This is a genomic window from Pseudomonas sp. MM211, from assembly GCF_020386635.1.
Lineage (GTDB): Bacteria > Pseudomonadota > Gammaproteobacteria > Pseudomonadales > Pseudomonadaceae > Aquipseudomonas.
The window spans coordinates 862,090-881,445 of the sequence record NZ_CP081942.1; the positions used below are offsets into that span (position 1 = coordinate 862,090).

21 protein-coding genes are annotated in these 19,356 nt (G+C 63.1%); 17 read left to right on the forward strand and 4 right to left on the reverse strand.

Annotation, left to right across the window (positions count from 1 at the left end):
- Positions 1–115: 115 nt before the first annotated feature.
- The 3 genes from K5Q02_RS03830 to dksA are packed head-to-tail and all read right to left on the reverse strand — an operon-like array spanning position 116 to position 2,395.
- Positions 116–760 (reverse strand): DUF1826 domain-containing protein, encoded by a 645-nt coding sequence (locus K5Q02_RS03830; protein ID WP_225839560.1) that lies wholly within the window; start codon positions 758–760, stop codon positions 116–118.
- On the reverse strand, positions 760–1,962 hold the full coding sequence (zigA, locus tag K5Q02_RS03835) for a zinc metallochaperone GTPase ZigA (RefSeq protein ID WP_225836540.1): 1,203 nt from the start codon (positions 1,960–1,962) through the stop codon (positions 760–762). The genes K5Q02_RS03830 and zigA overlap by 1 nt, the downstream gene beginning before the upstream one ends.
- 28 nt (positions 1,963–1,990) lie before the next feature.
- Positions 1,991–2,395, reverse strand: a complete 405-nt coding sequence (gene dksA, locus K5Q02_RS03840) for an RNA polymerase-binding protein DksA (RefSeq protein ID WP_225836541.1) — start codon at positions 2,393–2,395, stop codon at positions 1,991–1,993.
- Positions 2,396–2,473: 78 nt separating this feature from the next.
- Between dksA and folE2 the strand changes: the two genes are divergently transcribed.
- From folE2 to K5Q02_RS03885, 9 genes are all read left to right on the forward strand, one after another.
- Entirely contained in the window at positions 2,474–3,370 is an 897-nt protein-coding gene (gene folE2, locus K5Q02_RS03845; protein WP_225836543.1) for a GTP cyclohydrolase FolE2, read from the forward strand.
- A 291-nt stretch (positions 3,371–3,661) separates the two neighbouring features.
- Entirely contained in the window at positions 3,662–4,252 is a 591-nt protein-coding gene (locus tag K5Q02_RS03850; protein ID WP_225836545.1) for an amino acid synthesis family protein, read from the forward strand.
- Between the two features lie 13 nt (positions 4,253–4,265).
- Positions 4,266–5,099, forward strand: coding sequence for an alpha/beta fold hydrolase (locus K5Q02_RS03855; protein ID WP_225836548.1), 834 nt, complete (start codon positions 4,266–4,268; stop codon positions 5,097–5,099).
- The gene (locus tag K5Q02_RS03860) at positions 5,096–6,577 is read left to right on the forward strand and encodes an aldehyde dehydrogenase (RefSeq protein WP_225836550.1); all 1,482 of its coding nucleotides are present in this window, start codon (positions 5,096–5,098) and stop codon (positions 6,575–6,577) included. The genes K5Q02_RS03855 and K5Q02_RS03860 overlap by 4 nt, the downstream gene beginning before the upstream one ends.
- Before the next feature lie 20 nt (positions 6,578–6,597).
- Positions 6,598–7,083: a flavin reductase family protein gene (locus K5Q02_RS03865; protein ID WP_042553432.1), complete on the forward strand. Its 486-nt coding sequence runs from the start codon at positions 6,598–6,600 to the stop codon at positions 7,081–7,083.
- 118 nt (positions 7,084–7,201) lie between these two features.
- Positions 7,202–8,653, forward strand: a complete 1,452-nt coding sequence (locus K5Q02_RS03870) for an NAD-dependent succinate-semialdehyde dehydrogenase (protein WP_225836551.1) — start codon at positions 7,202–7,204, stop codon at positions 8,651–8,653.
- A 194-nt stretch (positions 8,654–8,847) separates the two neighbouring features.
- On the forward strand, positions 8,848–9,246 hold the full coding sequence (locus K5Q02_RS03875) for a carboxymuconolactone decarboxylase family protein (RefSeq protein ID WP_225836552.1): 399 nt from the start codon (positions 8,848–8,850) through the stop codon (positions 9,244–9,246).
- A 37-nt stretch (positions 9,247–9,283) separates the two neighbouring features.
- Entirely contained in the window at positions 9,284–10,033 is a 750-nt protein-coding gene (locus K5Q02_RS03880; protein ID WP_225836554.1) for a GntR family transcriptional regulator, read from the forward strand.
- A 5-nt stretch (positions 10,034–10,038) separates the two neighbouring features.
- Positions 10,039–10,602, forward strand: coding sequence for an NUDIX hydrolase (locus K5Q02_RS03885; RefSeq protein WP_225836556.1), 564 nt, complete (start codon positions 10,039–10,041; stop codon positions 10,600–10,602).
- A gap of 106 nt (positions 10,603–10,708) precedes the next feature.
- Here K5Q02_RS03885 and K5Q02_RS03890 read toward each other — a convergent pair whose 3' ends face one another.
- Positions 10,709–11,002 (reverse strand): DUF1330 domain-containing protein, encoded by a 294-nt coding sequence (locus K5Q02_RS03890; RefSeq protein WP_225836558.1) that lies wholly within the window; start codon positions 11,000–11,002, stop codon positions 10,709–10,711.
- A 74-nt stretch (positions 11,003–11,076) separates the two neighbouring features.
- Between K5Q02_RS03890 and ribBA the strand changes: the two genes are divergently transcribed.
- The 8 genes from ribBA (at position 11,077) to K5Q02_RS03930 (ending at position 19,308) form a co-directional block, all read left to right on the forward strand.
- Complete coding sequence (ribBA, locus tag K5Q02_RS03895) at positions 11,077–12,183, forward strand: bifunctional 3,4-dihydroxy-2-butanone-4-phosphate synthase/GTP cyclohydrolase II (RefSeq protein ID WP_225836560.1); 1,107 nt, start codon at positions 11,077–11,079, stop codon at positions 12,181–12,183.
- A 242-nt stretch (positions 12,184–12,425) separates the two neighbouring features.
- Complete coding sequence (locus tag K5Q02_RS03900; RefSeq protein ID WP_225836562.1) at positions 12,426–13,451, forward strand: ABC transporter substrate-binding protein; 1,026 nt, start codon at positions 12,426–12,428, stop codon at positions 13,449–13,451.
- Position 13,452: 1 nt separating this feature from the next.
- Positions 13,453–14,361, forward strand: coding sequence for an ABC transporter permease (locus K5Q02_RS03905; RefSeq protein ID WP_042553444.1), 909 nt, complete (start codon positions 13,453–13,455; stop codon positions 14,359–14,361).
- A 5-nt stretch (positions 14,362–14,366) separates the two neighbouring features.
- On the forward strand, positions 14,367–15,176 hold the full coding sequence (locus tag K5Q02_RS03910) for an ABC transporter permease (protein WP_225836564.1): 810 nt from the start codon (positions 14,367–14,369) through the stop codon (positions 15,174–15,176).
- A gap of 17 nt (positions 15,177–15,193) precedes the next feature.
- Positions 15,194–16,342, forward strand: a complete 1,149-nt coding sequence (locus K5Q02_RS03915; RefSeq protein WP_225836574.1) for an ABC transporter ATP-binding protein — start codon at positions 15,194–15,196, stop codon at positions 16,340–16,342.
- A 46-nt stretch (positions 16,343–16,388) separates the two neighbouring features.
- Complete coding sequence (locus K5Q02_RS03920; RefSeq protein ID WP_225836576.1) at positions 16,389–16,874, forward strand: flavin reductase family protein; 486 nt, start codon at positions 16,389–16,391, stop codon at positions 16,872–16,874.
- 229 nt (positions 16,875–17,103) lie between these two features.
- The gene (locus K5Q02_RS03925) at positions 17,104–18,114 is read left to right on the forward strand and encodes an ABC transporter substrate-binding protein (RefSeq protein WP_442963959.1); all 1,011 of its coding nucleotides are present in this window, start codon (positions 17,104–17,106) and stop codon (positions 18,112–18,114) included.
- 150 nt (positions 18,115–18,264) lie between these two features.
- Entirely contained in the window at positions 18,265–19,308 is a 1,044-nt protein-coding gene (locus tag K5Q02_RS03930; protein WP_225836578.1) for an LLM class flavin-dependent oxidoreductase, read from the forward strand.
- Positions 19,309–19,356: the final 48 nt, after the last annotated feature.

Here is a 19,356-nt window from a genome sequence, read left to right on the forward strand (position 1 = left end):
GGCGCAGCATTTTTTTGCCTGCAGATTGGCAGCGCTCAAACCTGTTCACGGTCTAGCGAGCTAGAGCCTGTTTGAACGCAGCAGGGCCGGCACGCATCAGATCCTGAGCAGGTTCTTAGGCCAGCCAGTCCAGGGTCAGCAACAAGCGCCGCTCTCCCGCCGGCAAGGCCGGCGAACGGTGCACCAGGCCACGGCCTTCGTTGCCGATCCAGCGCTCACCCTTGAGCAGCGCCACGTGACCGCAGCCTATCTGCTCGACCACGGCATTCTCCGCTGGCAGCGCCTGGGGCCCACCGAGATGCTGACGTGACACTGCACCCTCGCGCAGCCACTGACTCCCGACGCCGGCGTAGCTGGTGATCAGCCGCAGCGGCACCTTGTCGACATGAAAACGTGGACACATGGCAGCGTCCAGCGCGCGCAGGCGCAAACCGATGCTGCGAGCATCGAGCAGAAAGGCATAAGCGCGGATCAGCCAGGCCACGTCGGCAAGAAAAGCTGCCTGGCCAAGAATGTCGCTGTACTCGGAGAGCAGGCCGGGCAACGCTGGCTCAGCATAGGCGTCGCTCAGGTCGATGCACAGCGATTGCGCCAGCGGCTCGCCCTGGGCCAGCAAGGTGCTGGCAAATGCCGAAAGATGCTCCGGCAGCCTGCGCTGCCAGACCGCCAGATTGACCTCATCACGCAACGCCTCACCGAGCACGTCGATCTCTTCACCACTGACCTGCTGCGGCATTACTCGGTGTTTGAACGCGAGCATCATGCCGCCTCCACCCAAGGGCCGAACGGATCCGGCAACAAGCTCCAGGCCTCAGTGCCGGTGGCCATCTCGGCATCGCTCAGCAGGCAGTCGTCCAGCTCAGCGTGCAGTCGTGCGAAGTCGACATTCTGGCCGATGAACACCAGCTCCTGGCGGCAATCACCGCTAGCGGCGTCCCACTGGCGAATGATGCCCTTGAGGTCATCTTCATTCTGGGGCCATTGGCTCTTCGGCACGAAACGCCACCAGCGCCCGGCCAGGCCGTGGCGCATCAGGCCGCCGGCCTGGGACCAGCTACCCGCTTCCTGATACTTGCTGGCCAACCAGAAGAAGCCCTTGGAACGCAGCAGCCGGCCGTTGACCCACTCACGGTTGAGAAAGTCGAAAAAACGCTGCGGATGAAACGGCCGACGTGCCCGGTAGGCACTGGAGGCGATGCCGTATTCCTCGGTTTCCGGCACGTGCTCGCCGCGCATTTCCTTGAGCCAGCCCGGCGACTCGGCGGCGCGTTCGAAGTCGAACAGGCCGGTGTCGAGAATCGCCTTGAGCGGCACGGCACCCATGCTCATCGGCAGGATCCTGGCGCGGGTATTGAGGCGTTGCAGGATGGCGGTCAGCTCCTCGCGCTCGGCCTGGCTGATCAGGTCGATCTTGCTGATCAGCAGCACATCGGCGAACTCGATCTGTTCGATCAGCAGGTCACTGATCGAACGCTCGTCTTCCTCGCCAAGGGTCTCGCCACGGCTGGCCAGGCTCTGGGCAGCCTGGAAGTCAGGCAGGAAATTCACCCCATCGACCACCGTGACCAGAGTATCGAGACGCGCCAGATCGGCCAGGCTCTGCCCCTGTTCGTCACGAAAGGTGAAGGTTTCGGCGACCGGCAGTGGCTCGGAGATACCGGTGGACTCGATCAGCAGGTAGTCGAAGCGTCCGTCGCGAGCCAGCTTGCTGACTTCCTCGAGCAAGTCCTCTCGCAGGGTGCAGCAGATGCAGCCATTGCTCATCTCCACCAGCTTCTCTTCGGCGCGGTTGAGGCTGACATCGCGCTGCACTTCGCTGCCATCGATGTTGATTTCGCTCATGTCATTGACGATCACCGCCACGCGCAGGCCGTCGCGATTTCTCAGCACATGATTGAGCAGGGTGCTCTTGCCGGCGCCAAGAAAGCCGGACAGCACGGTTACGGGTAGACGGTTGGGCATCTCGGGTTCCTCATCAGGGCTTCAGGCATTACACGGAGCGTTTGTGGCGTTCGCGCTGTTCTTCGCGCTCTTTCGCCTCGATACACAGGCTGGCCGTGGGCCGCAGCAGCAGACGACGCAGGCCAATCGGCTCACCGGTTTCGCGGCACCAGCCGTACTCGCCATGGGCTAGCCGCTCGAGGGCTTCGTCGATCTTGTCGAGCAGCTTCTTTTCCCGTTCGAGCAGGCGCAGCTGCCACTGCCGCTGCTCTTCACGGCTGGCCATGTCGGCCTCGTCTGCGGGCCGCTCCTGCTCGCGCAGCGCGCCAAACTCGTCGTCGATGCGCTCCTGCAACTCCTGGCGCTGCTGAACCAGCAGGTTCCGGAAGAAATCCTGCTGAGCGTCGTTCATGTAGGCCTGAGGCGGCAGGGCAAGCAGTTCGTCGACGGTCATGGCAATCTCACAGGCTGACTATAATTGTTATAACATAACATTTAAAGCCAAATTGTAAGACTACCTACCGGGGAATCGATGAACCAGCCAAGCAACTTGCCCGATATAGCTGCCCAGCGCAGCACCGACTTCACCGCCACACTCGACTGGGTGGGCATGCGCGGCATCGCCCTGCCGGTGCAGCTCGACGGGCAGGCCGTCAACGCCCGCGTGGATGCCGGCGTCAGCCTGGACGACGGCCAGACGCGCGGTATTCATATGTCGCGCCTCTACCTGGCCCTCGCCGAACTGCAGCAGGAGCCCGTGTCACCGGTCTTGCTACGGCGGGTGCTGAAGCGTTTTCTGGACAGCCACCAGAGGCTGTCGCTGCACGCCTATCTGGATCTGTACGGCGATTGGCTGATCCAGCGGCCTGCGCTGATCAGCCCGCTGTCGGGCTACAAGGCCTATCCGCTGTCAATCCACTCGCGCCTCGGCCCGGACGGCCTGCACTTGGAGTTGAGGCTGCAGCTGAGCTACTCATCGACCTGCCCTTGCTCGGCAGCCTTGGCGCGGCAGCTTATCCAGCAGCGCTTCAGCGAAGATTTCGCCAACCGCCAACCGAATGTCGAGGAGATGCACGCCTGGCTCGGCAGCAGCGCGGGTATCGTCGCCACGCCCCACAGCCAGCGCAGCGAAGCCGACATTCACGTTCGCTTGCAAAGCGATGCGACCGCTCTGCCCTTCATCGACCTGCTCGAGCGCGCGGAAGCTGCCCTCGGTACTGCCGTACAGACTGCAGTGAAACGCGCCGATGAACAGGCCTTCGCCCTGGCCAACGGTCAGAACCTGATGTTCTGCGAAGACGCCGCACGCCGCCTGCATAGCGCTCTACTGGCTACACCCGACATCAGTGCCTTGCATATCCAGGTCACCCACGCCGAAAGCCTGCACGCCCATGATGCAGTGGCCTGCGCCAGCCACAACTGGCGCTGAGACACACAGGGATCGTTCCCATTCTCCGCATGGGAACGCCTCGGCAGGACACTCTGCGCCCAATGCATATTCAGTGAAGTGACAGCGGAGCGGCCCAGGCTGGGCTCTCATGTAAAGCCTGAGAGCCATTAGGCTTCAGTCATTCCTCTGCCTAAAAACAATCCTTTTTGCCCAATTGGCGCATCCCTGATTACGGCCAAGGCGGCGCCGTGCCTGACGTTCAGAGATGCTTGCATATTGCGTATTCTGGTATACCATAATACTCAACACCAACCAGCCAAAGGAGCTGCCATGAGTTTCGAGATTCGCAAGATCGTCAGCTATGTAGAAGAAACCCTGATCGAAGGCGGCAAGGCCACCGACAAGCCGGTCACCATGGTCGGTCTGGCCGTCGTGATCAAGAACCCGTGGGTTGGCAACGGCTTCGTCGAAGACCTCAAGCCAGTGATCAAGGCCAACTGCTCCGAGCTGGGTGAACTGATGGTCGCGCGCCTGATCGCCGCCATCGGCGGTGCCGATAAGATCGAGGCCTACGGCAAGGCTGCCGTGGTCGGTGCCGATGGTGAAATCGAGCACGCCTCGGCCGTTATCCACACCCTGCGCTTCGGCAATCACTACCGCGAAGCGGTCAAGGCCAAGAGCTACCTGAGCTTTACCAACAAGCGCGGTGGCCCGGGTACTTCGATCCAGATTCCGATGATGCACAAGGACGATGAAGGCCTGCGCTCGCACTACATCACCCTGGAAATGCAGATCGAAGATGCACCGCGTGCCGACGAAATCGTCGTGGTACTGGGTGCCGCCAATGGCGGTCGCCTGCACCCGCGCATCGGTAACCGTTACATCGATCTGGAAGAACTGGCCGCCGAGAAGGCGCAGTAATCGGGAGCAGGCCATGATTCGGCATCTCGCTGAACGTACCCCCGCCGGCACCAGTTACCGGGTGATCGGCCAGGGCCAACCCGTGGTGTTGATCCACGGTGTCGGCCTGACCAAGGACATGTGGGGCGGCCAGGTGGTTGGCCTGGCCCAGCATTTCCAGGTCATCGTCTATGACATGCTCGGCCACGGCGATAGCCCGCGACCGGCAATCGACACCGACCTGGCCGGTTACGCCGACCAGTTGCGCGAACTGCTCGATCACCTCGGTCAGCAGCAGGCCACGGTGATCGGCTTTTCCATGGGCGGTTTAGTCGCTCGCGCCTTCGCGCTGCACTACCCGCAGCGCATCGCCGCCCTGGTGGTACTCAACAGCGTGTTCAACCGCAGCCTGGAACAGCGTGCAGGCGTTATCGAGCGCACGGCCCAGGCCGCCGAACATGGCCCTGACGCCAATGCCGAAGCCGCGCTGTCGCGCTGGTTCAGCCGTGAGTACCAGGCTGCCAACCCGGCACAGATCGCCGCCATACGCCAGACCCTGGCCGGCAACGATGCCCAGGGCTATCTGACTACCTATACGCTGTTCGCCACTCAGGACATGTATCGCGCCGACGATCTGGCTGATATCCGCGTGCCGACGCTGATCGCTACCGGTGAGCTCGATCCGGGCTCGACACCGCAGATGGCCGAACAACTGGCGCAGTGCATTCCAGGCGCCAGGGCCGTGGTGCTGGCCGAACAACGGCATATGATGCCGGTGGAATCGCCGCGCCTGGTCAACCAGATGCTGATGGAATTCCTCAGAGAAGCCAGCCAGCTGCAGAACACCGCAAAGGGGATCGTCGCATGACACTCGCACGCTATCAGATGTGCATTGACGGCCAGTGGGTCGACGCGCAGTCCGGCAAGACCTTCGAGAGCCTCGACCCGGCGCGCGCTCAGGCCTGGGCAGTGCTTCCGGATGCTGCCGGCGAAGACGTCGAGCGCGCTGTGCAGGCCGCTCAGGCAGCGTTCGACAACCCGGTCTGGCGCAACCTGAGCGCCACTGCACGGGGCAAACTGCTGCGTCGTCTCGGCGACCTGATCGCCGAGAACAAGGAAGCCCTGGCCCAGCTGGAGAGCCGTGACAACGGCAAGCTGATCCGCGAAACCCGCGGCCAGGTCGGCTATCTGCCGGAGTTCTTCCACTACACCGCAGGCCTGGCCGACAAGCTCGAAGGCGGCACCCTGCCCCTCGACAAGCCGGACATGTTCGCCTACACCACCCACGAGCCAATTGGCGTGGTGGCCGGGATCATTCCCTGGAACAGCCCGCTGTACCTGACGGCCATCAAGCTCGCGCCAGCACTGGCAGCGGGCAACACCATGGTGCTCAAGCCCTCGGAGCATGCCTCGGCGACCATTCTCGAACTGGCTCGCCTGGCACTCGAAGCGGGTTTCCCAGCCGGCGTAGTCAACGTGGTCACCGGCTACGGGCCGACCACCGGCGCGGCGCTGACCAGTCACCCGCTGGTACGCAAGATCGCCTTCACCGGCGGCGCCGCCACCGCACGCCATGTGGTGCGCGCCAGTGCGGAGAACTTCGCCAAGCTGTCGCTGGAGTTGGGTGGCAAGTCGCCGAACATCATCTTCGCCGACGCTGATCTCGACAGCGCCGTGAATGGCGTGGTCGCCGGCATCTACGCCGCCTCCGGGCAGAGTTGCGTGGCCGGGTCGCGGCTGTTGGTGCAGGACAGCATCTACGACGAATTCGTTGAACGCCTGGTCGAACGCGCCAAGCGCATCCGCATCGGCAACCCGCAGGACGACGCCAGCGAGATGGGCCCCATGGCCACCGCACAGCAACTGGCCGTGGTCGAGCGTCTGGTCGCCACTGCCGTCGCCGAAGGCGCGACGTTGCGCCTGGGTGGCAAACGCCCACAGGTCGACGGCGAAGGCTGGTATTACGAGCCGACCCTGTTCGAATGCGACGACCATTCGATGACCATCATGCAGGAAGAGGTCTTCGGCCCGGTGGCTTCGGTCATCCGCTTCAAGGATGAAGCCGAAGCGCTGGCCATGGCCAACGACTCGCAGTTCGGCCTTGCCGCCGGCATCTGGACACGCGACTTGGGCCGCGCTCATCGTATGGCCAAGGGCGTGCGTTCCGGCATCATCTGGGTCAACACCTACCGTGCCGTATCGGCCATGGCGCCGATCGGCGGCTTCAAGAACAGCGGCTATGGCCGTGAAAGCGGCATCGACTCGGTACTCGCCTACACCGAACTGAAAACGGTGTGGATCAACCTGTCGCAAGCACCGATGCCCGACCCGTTCGTGATGCGCTGAGCGCATCGAGGAAAGCACAAATGATCGAACCCGGACTCTACAAATCCGTCATGGCCGCCTTCCCCTCGGGCGTGACCATCGTCACCACCCTGGGCCCGGATGGCGGCATCGTCGGCATCACTGCCAGCGCCTTCAGCGCGCTGTCGATCGACCCAGCGCTGGTGCTGTTTTGCCCCAACTACGGCTCCGACTCTTACCCGGTGCTGCGCGACAGCAAGCGCTTCGCCATTCACCTGCTGTCCGCCGAACAACAGGCCGAAGCCTATGCCTTCGCCGGCAAGGGCAAGGACAAGGCCGCGGGCATCGAGTGGACATTGAGCGAACAGGGCAACCCGCTGCTGAAGAACGCTGCCGCAATCATCGAGTGCGAACTGTGGCGCGAGTACGACGGTGGTGATCACGCCATCATGGTCGGCGCCGTGAAAAACCTGATCCTGCCTGAAGTCGCCCCGGTGCCGATGATCTACCACCGCGGCAAGCTCGGCGCCCTTCCGGCGTTGGCCTGACAAATCCGCGATTTCGCGTGCCGGTCGTAGCAGTTGCAGACCGACACGCCGTAAATAGCCAGCTTTTTGGCCGCGTTCACTCACCCTCGAGCGCGGCCTGTTTTATTTCGGAGTCGCCATGACACCTGAAGCGTCGCGTCTGTTTCGTCAGCACGCCTACCTCGATGGCCAGTGGTTGGCTGCCGATGACGGCAGCTCTCAGTCCATCTTCAATCCAGCCAATGGCGAAGAGATCGGCAAGGTGCCAGGCATGGGCAGCGGCGAAGCCCAGCGCGCCATCGCCGCCGCCAATGCTGCCTGGCCAGCCTGGCGTGCGCGCACCGCCAAGGAACGCAGTACGGTACTCAAGCGCTGGCATGCGCTGATGCTGGAAAACGCTGACGCGCTGGCCGAGATCCTGACCTTGGAACAGGGCAAGCCATTGGCCGAAGCCAGGGGCGAAATCCTCTATGCGGCCAGTTTCATCGAGTGGTTCGCCGAGGAAGCCAAGCGCATCTATGGCGACACCATTCCCAGCCACAAGCCCGATGCACGCATCGTCGTGACCAAGGAGCCGATTGGCGTGGTTGCGGCGATCACGCCGTGGAATTTCCCGGCGGCGATGATCACCCGCAAGGTCGGCCCGGCGCTGGCCGCTGGCTGCCCGTGCATCGTCAAGCCGGCGCCGGAAACGCCGTTTTCCGCACTGGCGCTGGCGGTGCTCGCCGAGGAAGCGGGCATCCCGCCCGGTATCTTCAACGTGATCACCGGCGACGCCGTGGCCATCGGCAACGAGCTGTGCGCCAGCGCCACGGTGCGCAAGCTGTCGTTCACCGGCTCCACACCGATCGGCAAGCTGTTGATGCAGCAGTGCGCCAGCACCCTGAAGAAGGTCTCCCTGGAACTGGGCGGCAATGCGCCGTTCATCGTCTTCGACGATGCCGATCTGGAGCGGGCGGTGGACGGCGCGCTGATCGCCAAATTTCGCAATGCCGGGCAGACCTGCGTGTGCGTGAACCGCTTCCTGGTGCAGGACGGCATCCATGACGCCTTCGTCGCCCGCCTGGCCGAGCGTGTGCGCGAACTGAGGGTCGCCGATGGTTTTACCGAAGGTGCGCAACAAGGCCCACTGATCAACGATCGGGCTGTGGATAAAGTCGCCGATCACGTCGCTGATGCCCTGGGCAAAGGCGCCAGGCTGATCTGCGGCGGCGAGCGTCACGCGCTGGGCCACGGTTTCTATCAGCCCACGGTACTGGCCGAGGTCACCAACGGCATGAAGGTCGCCCGCGAGGAAACCTTCGGCCCGCTGGCCGCGGTGTTCCGTTTCAGCGACGAAGCCGAAGCGCTACATATGGCCAACGACACTGAATTCGGCCTGGCCGCCTATTGCTACACCCGCGACCTGGGGCGCGCCTGGCGCATGAGCGAGGGGTTGGAGTACGGCATGGTCGGCATCAACGAAGGGCTGATTTCCACCGAAGTGGCGCCTTTCGGCGGCATCAAGGCATCGGGCCTGGGCCGCGAAGGCTCGCACTACGGCATCGACGACTATCTGGAAATCAAATACACCTTGATGGGTGGGCTTTGAGGTTAAGGCGACTGGGTTGTGGCGGAAGCGGCCGGTGAGCAGAGCTTTTGTGGGAGAGGCTTTAGCCTCGATTTTGCCTAGCTAGGCGTAAAGAGCTCGCGGCTAAAGCCCCTCCTACACAAAGAAAGCTCTGCATCCACCGGCTGCTTCTGCCTTACAGCGGCCTTACTGCGAATCAAACCGGGAAAGCGACCATGAGCAACGACAAGTACGAGAAGGGCCTGCAGATCCGTACCCAGGTGCTGGGCGAGGATTACGTCAAGCGCTCGGTGGAGAATGCCGACGACTTCAACCGCCCGCTGCAGGAGCTGGTCACCGAATACTGCTGGGGGCATGTGTGGGGGCGTGAAGGCTTATCGATGCAGGAACGCAGCATGATAAACTTGGCCATGATTTCCGCGCTCAATCGCCCGCACGAGCTGAAGTTGCACATTCGCGGCGCCCTGCGCAACGGCCTCAGCCGCGAGCAGATTCGCGAGATTCTGCTTCAGGTCGGCATCTACTGCGGTGTGCCTGCCGCAGTCGACAGCTTCCGCATCGCCCGTGAGGCTTTCGCCGAAGCGGATGCCGAGGCCCAGCAGGGCGAGGCATAGTTTGAGTGATCCCATACCTATAACTCGAGCCCTAACCATGAAACGCCAGCCGATCGACGATAGCTTCAAGGTCAACCGCAATCCCGTGACCCTGCGGGAGATCGTTCTGGACAAGCTGCGCAGCGCCATCATGAATTTCCAGCTGTTGCCCGGCGACCGCCTGGTGGAGCGCGACCTGTGCGATCGGCTGGGGGTCAGCCGCACCTCGGTGCGCGAAGCGCTGCGCCATCTGGAGTCAGAAGGCCTGGTGGAGTTCGCCGATGCCAAGGGCCCGCGCGTGGCGATCATCACCCTGGAAGACGCCTGCGATCTCTACGAACTGCGCTGCGTGCTGGAAGGCATGATCGTCCAGCTGTTCACCCTGCGCGCCCGCGCCAAGGACATCCGTGCTCTGGAACGCGCCCTGGAAAACAACCGCCAAACTCTTGAAGAGGGCGAGCTGCCGGATGTACTGGAGTCGGTGCAGGAGTTCTACAACGTGCTGATGGAAGGCTCGGGCAACGACATCGCCGCCACCCAGCTGCGTCAGTTGCAGGCGCGCATCAGCTATCTGCGCGCCACCTCGGTGTCGCAGACCAATCGGCGCAGCACCAGCAATCAGGAAATGGAGCGCATGGTCGAGGCGATCAAGAGTGGCGATCCGCTGGCCGCTCACCAGGCGTCGGTCGATCACGTGCGTGCGGCGGCCAAGGTCGCTCTGGAGTACCTGGAAGCCAAGCAGGAAGGTGCCAAGGCGCGTGAAATCGTCGCCCCCATTGGTCTGAAAGACCCGCGTATCGGGCGCTAACCCACATGCCCAGCCCGCGCTTCTGTCAGCAATGCGGCGGCGCGACGCTGGAACGGCGCCGCCCGACCGGCGACGACCATTCGCGGCTGATATGCGCTGGCTGTGGGCATATCCATTACGAAAACCCGAAGATCATCACCGGCTGCATCATCGAGCAGGATGGCCGCTATCTGCTCTGCCAACGCGCCATCGCACCGCGCATCGGCACCTGGACACTGCCCGCAGGGTTCATGGAAAACGGCGAAACCACCGAAGAGGCGGCGCTGCGTGAAGTGCGCGAGGAAGCCGGCGTGGTCGCTGAAATCCTCTGCCCGTATTCGGTATTCAGCGTGCCCTCAATCAGCGAGGTGTACCTGATCTTCCGCGCCCGGCTGCTGCACGACACCGGCTACTTCGGCAGTGAAACCCTGGCCCGCCGCTTCTTCGCCCCCGAGGACATCCCTTGGGAGCAGATCTACTACCCAGCCATCCGGCAGATTCTCGAACGCTACATCGCCGAACGCGAAGCGGGCATCTACGGGATCTACATGGGCAGCGACGACACCGGCAAGGTGCACTTCATCCGCTGAGACTCAGCAGATTTGGTGGGCTGAAGCCCACCCTACAGCCCCTACAGCCCCTACAGCCCGCGCACTTCATACGGTGGGCTTTAGCCCACCAATGATCCAAGAACCCTCAGGGCTCCATGCCCTCGACGATGATCACTTCCGAGCGCGCTGCGCCGGCCCGGTAGCTGCTGGCTTCCTGGTAGGCCTCGGAGCGATAGCAGGCGACAGCCTGGTCGTACGACGGGAATTCGATCACCACACTACGCTGTGGTGTGGCACGGCCTTCCTGGGCTTCGGAGCGACCGCCACGGGCCAGGAACTTGCCACCGAAGGCGGCGAAGGCCGCCGGGGCGCGTTTGGTGTATTCCACGTAGCGCTCGGGGTCGGTGACGTCCACGTGCGCGATCCAGTAACCCTTCATGATTGACCTCCTTTAATTTGATTTCGTATTACGGTATACCATAATTTAAAATAACCCAGCCGACGAGATCCGCCATGCCCTTCCATCCCATTCGTGAACTCATCGATGACTTCCGCCAGGGCAAGATGGTGCTGTTGGTCGATGACGAAGACCGCGAGAACGAGGGCGACCTGCTGCTCGCTGCGCAGTTCTGCACGCCTCAGGCGATCAACTTCATGGCCCGTGAAGCACGTGGGCTTATCTGCCTGACCCTGACCGACGAGCACTGTCAGCGTCTAGGCCTGGAGCAGATGGTACCGAGTAACGGTAGCGTGTTTTCCACCGCCTTCACCGTTTCCATCGAAGCCGCCAGCGGCATCACCACCGGTATTTCCGCCGCCGACCGGGCGCACACGGTACTCACCGCCGTTGCGCCCGGCGCGACAGCGGCCGACCTGGTGCAGCCGGGCCATGTATTCCCGCTGCGAGCCAAGGAAGGCGGTGTACTGACCCGCGCCGGCCACACCGAGGCGGGCTGCGATCTGGCCAGGCTGGCCGGCCTGACCCCGGCGGCGGTGATCGTCGAAGTCATGAACGAGGACGGCAGCATGGCGCGCCGCCCGCAGCTGGAGGCCTTCGCCCAGTCCCACGGCATCAGGATCGGCACCATCGCCGACCTCATCCAGTACCGCCTGAGCACCGAGCACACGATTACCCGCATCGGCGAACGCGAGCTGCCCACCGTGCACGGCGAGTTCCGCCTGATCACCTATGAAGACCGTATCGCCGGGGGCGTGCACATGGCCATGGTGATGGGCGATATCCGCCATGACGAGCCGACCCTGGCGCGCGTGCATGCCATCGATCCGCTGCGCGATCTGGTAGGCGCCGAATACACCGGCCCGCGCAGCTGGACGCTATGGGCTGCCCTGGAACGCATCGCCGCCGACGGCAAGGGCGTCGTCGTGGTGCTGGCCAACCACGAATCGTCCCAGGCGCTGCTCGAGCGCGTGCCACAGCTGACCCAGCCGCAGCGCCCGTTCAACCGCGGCCAGACGAGGGTCTATTCGGAGGTCGGCACCGGGGCACAGATTCTGCAGGATCTCGGCGTCGGCAAACTGCGCCACCTGGGCCCGCCGCTCAAGTACGCGGGTCTTGCCGGCTATGAACTTGAGGTCGTGGAGACCGTGCCCTTCGAGTGATCGAAAACCACGGATGACCGGTCACGCAAGCAAGACAAGAAGTGTGGCAAAGCGCTTGCGGAAAGTTTGGAATACCATAATATGATATCCCTAAGGCCAGCCAGTTTATCGTGTGCCCCGCGAGGGAAAACCACAAAGACAGCACCGATATTGGCCGCCATTCAGATCCCCTGGATCCACTGCTCCGGTTAAGCGGGCACAACGCTCGCTTGCGAAAAAACACAACAAAGAGGGCAAGCAAGATGGTGTTTATCAAAGGTGTGACCTCGGTGCTCGCCGCGAGCATTCTGAGTGCAGCAGTCGCCACCACGGCCGCTGCCGAAACCGTCAACTTCGTGAGCTGGGGCGGTAGCACCCAGGACGCGCAAAAGGCCGCCTGGGCAGATCCGTTCAGCAAGAGCAGCGGCGTCACCGTGGTGCAGGACGGCCCTACCGACTACGGCAAGCTCAAGGCCATGGTCGAAAGCGGCAACGTGCAGTGGGACGTGGTCGACGTGGAAGCCGACTTCGCACTGCGCGCCGCCGCCGAAGGTCTGCTGGAGCCGCTGGACTTCGGCGTCATCGAGCGTGAGAAGATCGACCCGCGCTTCGTCTCCGATCACGGCGTTGGCTCGTTCTATTTCTCCTTCGTGCTCGGCTACAACGAGGGCAGCCTCGGCAACAAGAAGCCGGAAGACTGGAGCGCACTGTTCGATACCGCGACCTACCCCGGCAAACGCGCGCTGTACAAGTGGCCGAGCCCGGGCGTGATCGAGCTGGCCCTGCTGGCTGACGGCGTTGCCGCCGACAAGCTGTACCCGCTGGATCTGGATCGCGCCTTCAAGAAACTCGACACCATCAAGAAAAACATCGTCTGGTGGGGCGGCGGCGCACAGTCGCAGCAACTCCTGGCTTCCGGCGAGGCGAGCATCGGTCAGTTCTGGAACGGCCGCATCTATGCCTTGCAGGAAGAAGGCGCACCCGTGGCGGCAAGCTGGAAGCAGAACCTGGTCATGGCCGACTTCCTGGTCATCCCCAAGGGCGCCAAGAACAAGGACGCGGCCATGAAGTTCCTGGCTCACGCCAGCGGCGCCAAGGGCCAGGCCGACTTCGCCAACCTCACCGCCTACGCGCCGGTCAACGTCGACAGCGTGCAGCGTCTGGACTCGGTGCTGGCACCGAATCTGCCCACCGCGCACGTGAGCGATCAGATCACCCTGGACTACGCCTACTGGGCGAAGAACGGGGCGGACATCGCCACCCGCTGGAACGAATGGCTGGTGAAGTGACATGACCGCGCTCCGTACCCCTGAGGTCGGTGCAGCAAACCGTCGGCGCGACAGCGCCGACGGTAACGCGGAACGGGCGGCGCGCTGGCGCGGCGCCCCGTACCTGCTGCCGGCCCTGCTGTTCCTCGGGTTGTTCTTCCTGACGCCGCTGATCGGCCTGCTGCTGCGCGGCGTGCTGGAACCGGAGCCGGGCCTGGGCAACTATGCACAACTGTTCGCCAATTCGGCCTACTCCAAGGTGCTGTTCAACACCTTCGCGGTAGCCGGGCTGGTGACCGTGATCAGCCTGCTGCTGGGGTTCCCCCTGGCCTGGGCGATCACCCTGATGCCGCGCGGCTGGGGCCGCTGGCTGTTGAATATCGTCCTGCTGTCGATGTGGACCAGCCTGCTGGCACGCACCTACTCCTGGCTGGTGCTGCTGCAGTCCTCGGGCGTGGTGAACAAGACGCTGATGGCCATGGGCATCATCGATCAGCCGCTGGAGATGGTGCACAACCTGACCGGCGTGGTGATCGGCATGAGCTACATCATGATTCCGTTCATCGTGCTGCCACTGCAGGCGACCATGAGCGCCATCGATCCGATGGTCTTGCAGGCCGGCTCGATCTGCGGCGCCAGCCCGTGGCGCAACTTCTTCAAGGTGTTCCTGCCGTTGTGCAGGCCGGGCATTTTCAGCGGTGGCCTGATGGTCTTCGTGATGTCCCTGGGTTACTACGTGACCCCGGCACTGCTCGGCGGCGCACAGAACATGATGCTGCCCGAATTCATCATCCAGCAGGTGCAATCGTTCCTTAACTGGGGCATTGCCAGCGCGGCGGCAGCCTTGCTGATCCTCATCACGCTGGTGCTGTTCTACGTCTACCTGAAGCTGCAACCGGAATCGCCGGTGGCTTCCAGCACTGCGAGGTAAACGCCATGCTGCTGTCACCCAATGCCATGGGCCGCGGCCTACGCTACGGCCTCAATACCGTCACCGCACTGATCGCCGTGTTCCTGCTGCTACCGATTCTGTTCATCGTGCTGCTGTCGTTCGGCTCCTCGCAGTGGCTGGTGTTTCCGCCACCGGGCTGGACGTTCAAGTGGTACGGGCAGTTCTTCTCCAACGCGCAGTGGATGGACTCGGCGCTGGTCAGCCTCAAGGTGGCCATGCTGACGACCGTTTGCGCGGTCGCCATCGGCATGCCCAGCGCCTTCGCGCTGGTACGCGGCCGCTTCCCCGGCCGTGAGCTGCTGTACGCGCTGTTCACCCTGCCAATGATCGTGCCGCTGGTGATCATCGCCGTGGCGGTCTACGCGCTGTTCCTCAAGCTCGGCTACACCGGCACGCTGTTCGCCTTCGTGGTCAGCCACGTGATCGTCGCGCTGCCGTTCACCATCATCTCGATCATCAACTCGCTGAAGCTGTTCGATCAGTCCATCGAGGATGCCGCGGTGATCTGCGGCGCCACGCGCCTGCAGGCCATCGTCAAGGTGACCTTCCCGGCAATACGTCCGGGCCTGGTGGCCGGCGGCCTGTTCGCCTTCCTGGTTTCCTGGGACGAAGTGGTGCTCAGCGTGATGATGGCCAGCCCCGGCCTGCAGACGCTGCCGGTGAAGATGTGGACGACGCTGCGCCAGGATCTCACCCCCGTGATCGCCGTCGCCTCGACGCTGCTGATCGGTCTTTCCCTGCTGGTCATGGTCATCGCCGCCATCGTGCGCCGGCGCACCGACGTCAAAGCCTGAGTGCCGAGGAGAATTTCATGAGTGCTGTCATCCAAGAAAACCGGGCGCCACAGACGCTGGTCAGCCTGCGCAACCTGAACAAGCACTACGGCGACTTCACCGCTGTGGATAACATTTCCCTGGATATCCAGGAGGGTGAATTCCTAACCTTCCTCGGCTCCAGCGGCTCGGGCAAGAGCACCACGCTGTCGATGCTGGCCGGCTTCGAAAGCCCCAGCTCCGGGGAGATCCTGGTCGAGGGTAAATCCCTGGTCAACGTGCCGCCGCACAAGCGCGACATCGGCATGGTGTTCCAGCGCTATTCGCTGTTTCCGCACCTCGACGTACGCCAGAACATCGCCTTTCCCCTGGCGATCCGCAAACTGAGTGCCGCCGAACAGCAGCGTCAGGTCGAAGCCATGCTCAAGCTGGTGCAGCTCGGCGAGTTCGCGCACCGCCGTCCGGCGCAGCTTTCCGGCGGCCAGCAGCAACGCGTGGCAATTGCCCGCGCGCTGGTCTACGAACCGCGCATCCTGCTGATGGACGAACCCCTCGGCGCGCTGGACAAGAAGCTGCGTGAAGACCTACAGGACGAGTTGCGTCACCTGCACCGGCGCCTGGGCATCACCATCGTCTACGTGACCCACGATCAGGAAGAAGCGATGCGCCTGTCACAGCGTATCGCCATCTTCAGCCACGGCAAGATCGTCGGTCTGGGCAGCGGTTATGACCTTTACCAGAACCCGCCAAACGCCTTCGTCGCCTCCTTCCTCGGCAACTCCAACTTCCTGCGGACGAAGGTCAGTGGCCAGGCCGCCGTGCAGTTCGAGCAGCAGAGCCTGTCGATCACCCCGACCGCCAATCTGAAGAACGATCAGGACGTGCTGCTGATGCTGCGCCCGGAAAAAGCCCAGGTGCTGCCACAGCAAGTCGCGGCGCAGACGCCACTGCCAGCCGGCTGGAACGAGATCCCCGTGCAGGTCGCCGAAGTGGTGTTCCTTGGCGAGAGCCTGACCTGCCACGTGGTCACGCCCGGTGGCTGCCACCTGACCCTCAAGACCATGGGCAGCGGCCTGCAACCCTTGCAACCCGGCGCCCAGGCGCGCGTACGCTGGGCCGCAAGCGATGCCTGCCTGTACGACAGCTGGAACGAGAGCGACCTGAACAAGGCCGCTGGCGCCCACTGAGACATTCTGCAGAAACGGGGGTGAAGCCCCCGAAGAGGTAACTGTCATGATCGATCCAACCCTTTACAAGAACGTCCTCGGCACCTACCCGTCCGGCGTCACGATCATCACCACGCTGGATGAAGACGGGCAGATCGCCGGCCTCACCGCCAGCGCGTTCAGTTCGCTGTCTCTGGACCCCGCGCTGGTGCTGTTCTGCCCCAACTACAGCTCCGACTCCTACCCGGCGCTGATCCGCAGCAAGCGCTTCGCCATCCACCTGCTCTCCGCCGAGCAGAGCGCAGAGGCCTACGCGTTCGCCCGCAAGGGCAAGGATAAGGCCGCCGGTATCGAGTGGACTCTGAGCGCACTGGGCAACCCGCTGCTCAAAGGCGCCACGGCGATCATCGAATGCGAGTTGTGGCGCGAATACGAGGGTGGTGACCACGCCATTCTGGTTGGTGCGGTGAAAAACCTGATCGTGCCTGAAGAAGCTGTCGCCCCGATGGTCTATTGCCGCGGCAAGATGGGCGCCCTGCCCGCCCTGGCGTGAGCCGTCCCCCAACAGCTACCCGGTAACGCCCGATACGACGGTAACGTCTGCCGCCAGCGCCGGTGGTACTGCAGTTCCCAGCCCAACGCTCTACCGACCAGACGCGCAGCCACGCCACGCGCGTCTGGTCGGTTGGAGCGCATTTTGCTAAGCGCTATTACGGTATACCGCGTCCGTCCAGATGCGCGGGTACATCACCAGGCGTTTTCATCGTTCGGGAGGGATTTCCATGCGTACTTTGCTGGCCATGCTGCTGGGGCTTCAGCTGTTGTCGACCGCTCACGCCGAGCAGAGCATCACCTTCGTCAGTTGGGGTGGCACCACCCAGGCAGCGCAGACCCGTGCCTGGAGCGAACCCTTTACCCAACAGACCGGCATCCGTGTCGAGCAGGCAGGGCCCACCGACTACGCCGCCTTCAAGGCCATGGTGGAGAGTGGCCAGGTCACCTGGGACGTGGTCGATGTGGAGGCGGATTTCGCCCTGCGTGCCGGCCGTGAAGGGCTGCTCGAGCCATTGGACTTCAAGCAGATCGCCAAGCGCACCATCGACCCGCGTTTCGTCACCATCTACGGCGCCGGCTCGTTCTACTTTTCCTTCATCCTCGGCTACAACACCCAGGCGCTGCGCGAGGCGCCGCAGAATTGGGCGGCGCTGTTCGACACCCGCACTTTTCCGGGCAAACGCGCGCTCTACAAGTGGCCGAGCCCAGGTGTGCTGGAGATCGCCCTGCTCGCCGATGGGGTGAGTCCCGCGCAGCTGTATCCGCTGGATCTGGATCGCGCCTTCAGGAAGCTCGACAGCATCAAGGGTGATATCGCCTGGTGGGGCAGCGGTGACGAATCACAGCAGTTGCTCGCCTCCGGCACCGCCAGCCTGGGCATGTTCTGGAACGGCCGGGTCAATGCGCTGCACGATCAGGGGGCACCGGTGGGCATGAGCTGGCAGCAGAACCTGGTGGCCGGCGACTTTCTGGTGATACCCCGTGGCTCGCGCAATGTTGCGGCAGCGCGCACCTTCATCGCCCATGCCACCAGCCCGAAACCCCAGGCCGACTTTTCCTCGCTGACCGGTTATGCGCCGGTCAACCTCGGCGCCTCGACACTGGTGGATCCCAAGCTGGCGGAGAACCAGCCCGGCGCCCACAAAACCGGGCAGATCACGCTGGATTTCAAATACTGGAGCCTCAACGGCGAGCGCATCGCGCAACGCTGGAGCGCCTGGCAGGCAGCGGGTAACTGACGCTTTTCGATAACACCGGTCGCCTGACCCTCGCCAAAGTATTTTATATTATGGTATACCATGAACCATAAGCCTCGTGATCCTGCACGGCGGCCAGTCCCGACAGCGCCTCAAACGCACCGGGCTTTATAAAAAATCGAGGAAAGCGACATGAAATTTTCTTTGTTCGTCCACATGGAACGCTACGACCAGGAAGTCGGCCACCGTGAGCTCTTCGATCAGTTGACCGAGCTCACCCTGCTGGCCGAGGCCGGTGGTTTCAGCACCGTGTGGGTTGGCGAGCACCACGCCATGGAATACACCATTTCACCAAGCCCGATGCCAATCCTGGCCTACCTGGCGGCCCGCACCAGCACTATCCGTCTGGGTGCAGGCACCATTATCGCGCCGTTCTGGAACCCGATCCGCGTGGCAGGTGAATGCGCCCTGCTCGACGTGATCAGCAACGGTCGCATGGAAGTCGGTCTGGCCCGCGGTGCCTATCAGTACGAATTTGATCGCATGGCCGGCGGCATGCCCGCCAGTGATGGCGGCAAGTACCTGCGCGAGATGGTGCCGGTGGTCAAGGCACTGTGGAAAGGTGACTACGCCCACGACGGCGAAATCTGGAAATTCCCCACCAGCACCTCGTCGCCCAAGCCGCTGCAGCAACCGCTGCCGCCGATATGGATCGCCGCCCGCGACCCGGACTCGCACAACTTCGCAGTGGCTAACGGCTGCAACGTGATGGTCACACCGCTAATGAAAGGCGACGAGGAAGTGGTCGACCTGAACAACAAGTTCAACACCGCCCTGGCCAACAACCCGGACGTGCCACGCCCGCAATTGATGGTGCTGCGCCACACCCATGTGCATCTGGCAGACGACCCCGAGGGCTGGAAGATAGGCGCCGCTGCGATCTCGCGCTTCTACCGCACCTTCGATGCCTGGTTCGGCAACAAGATCACCCCGGTCGACGGCCTGCTGGAGCCGAGCCCCGAGGAGAAATTCAAAGAGCGCCCGGAGTTCGAGCTGGAGAACATCCGCAAGAACACCATGATCGGCACGCCCGAGGAAATCATCGCGCGCATTCGCCACTACCAGGAGCTGGGCGTCGACGAATTCAGCTTCTGGGCTGACAACAGCCTGCCCCACGCCGAGAAGAAAAAGTCCCTGGAGCTGTTCATCCAGCACGTGGTGCCAGCCTTCCGCTGAGCCCCGTAACCGCTGCCACGGCCATGCCGGGCAGCGGCCTCGCCCTTG